Genomic DNA, 1,710 nt, shown 5'->3' on the forward strand with positions numbered 1-1,710 from the left:
CCGACATCTTATTGCTTTTTCCGAAGTTATTGCAGTTGTCTGAACCAGGATAACCAGGATGAATAGGATGCTCAAGATAGAAAATCTTGCCTTATCTTGTTAATCTTGGGAATCCTGATTCAGACAGTGTTGACAAGGCTTACAAGATCATAGGTGTCGATTTTGAAAATATAAATGGATTGAATGTTATGGCTATGGGATAGAATACTACTATACAATTATATTACTAAAGGTAGTTCAAATGAATGAAATCACATGGAGAATATTTCAAGGTAATGGTAAACCTTTGACATGGTGTTTATTTTGCGGTGCTGAAGTCGGTGATATCAGTAAAAGAACTGAAAAGAAGACCACAGCCATGTATTACTGTGAAACTTGTTGGAGGAATTATTGCGATCAATGTAGTTATAAAAATGATACCAATGGAGGGACAAAACAACTTTGTCTCCGATGCGATAATGAACTGGAACGTATGGTATGAGCAAAAAGAATAAATATTCCAAACAGTTATAAAATTCTTAGCCTAAAAACAAACTATCATATAATTAAGGGAAAGTATCAAATGATTGTAAATATATCTGAAGCAGAAAAGAACTTCTCCAAACTTATAGATATGGTCTATCAGGGCGAAGAAATCATTATTGCCAAAAATGAAATGCCCCTTGTTAAACTGGTTGTTCATACTCCCCAAAAAAAACGTCAACTCGGTTTGCTGGCGGGGCAAATTAATATCCCTGATGATTTGCTGGAAGAAGATGAAGATATAAATACAATATTTTATGGTAATAACTCATGAAAATTTTGATTGATACACACATTTTTTATGGATGCTCTGAATTATAGTGGATTGGGGTTTTAGGGATGAAGACGAGAGAAGGGTATAAAAATACGAAGATTGGTTGGGTAACTGATGATTGGGAAGAAAAAAGCATTGGTGATTTGGTGTCATTTTCAGGTGGCTCACAACCGCCGAGAAAAACTTTTATTTTTGAACCTAAAGAGGGTTATGTTCGCCTAATCCAGATAAGAGATTACAAAACTGATAAATACAAAACTTATGTTCCATCTACTTCTACAAAAAAGTTTTGTACCGCAGATGACATAATGATTGGTCGATATGGGCCACCCATTTTTCAAATACTACGTGGCATTGAAGGTGCTTACAATGTTGCTTTGATTAAATGTATTCCTCAAGAGCATATTATGAAAAAGTATTTATGGTACTATCTTAACCAACGTAAATTATTTTCTTTTATAGAAAACTTATCTCAAAGAAGTTCTGGCCAAACTGGCGTTGATATGGAAATGTTAAAAAACTATCCATTCCCACTCCCACCCCTCCTAGAACAACAAAAAATAGCAGACATCCTCTCCACAGTAGACTGCTTACAGGACAGATGCGGGTTAAAGTTTGATGACAAAAATTAATAAAATACTATCAAATTGTACAGGTTTTGAGTGGGATAGTGGTAATATCACCAAGAATTGGGAAAAACACGATGTTTTGTTTGGAGAGTGTGAGCAGATTTTTTTCAACAAGCCGTTAATTTATAAGAAAGTCCCCGTCTTTTAAGGTTCTAAGGACTTTCATGCTTCGTTGTGGCAGGTGTGTCTGCCATGGCCGTTATACGAAAGGACAAAGCACATTCCATTGTAGAAAGTCGATACTATGCCCTTGGGAGAACCAATGCCGATAGATTGCTTTTTGTT

2 protein-coding genes are annotated in these 1,710 nt (G+C 35.5%); both read left to right on the plus strand.

Annotation, left to right across the window (positions count from 1 at the left end):
- Nucleotides 1-562 precede the first annotated feature (562 nt).
- Entirely contained in the window at nt 563-796 is a 234-nt protein-coding gene (locus MTBBW1_RS17955; protein ID WP_080805589.1) for a type II toxin-antitoxin system Phd/YefM family antitoxin, read from the plus strand.
- 65 nt (nt 797-861) lie between these two features.
- Entirely contained in the window at nt 862-1,428 is a 567-nt protein-coding gene (locus MTBBW1_RS17960; protein WP_080805592.1) for a restriction endonuclease subunit S, read from the plus strand.
- The last annotated feature ends 282 nt before the right edge of the window (nt 1,429-1,710 follow it).

Source organism: Desulfamplus magnetovallimortis (genome assembly GCF_900170035.1).
Classification (GTDB): domain Bacteria; phylum Desulfobacterota; class Desulfobacteria; order Desulfobacterales; family Desulfobacteraceae; genus Desulfamplus; species Desulfamplus magnetovallimortis.

Excerpts from the sequence above, each read along its gene's own strand:
- MTBBW1_RS17955 (WP_080805589.1), top strand. The coding sequence starts at position 563 with ATGATTGTAAATATATCTGAAGCAGAAAAGAACTTCTCCAAACTTATA.
- MTBBW1_RS17960 (WP_080805592.1), top strand. The coding sequence starts at position 862 with ATGAAGACGAGAGAAGGGTATAAAAATACGAAGATTGGTTGGGTAACT.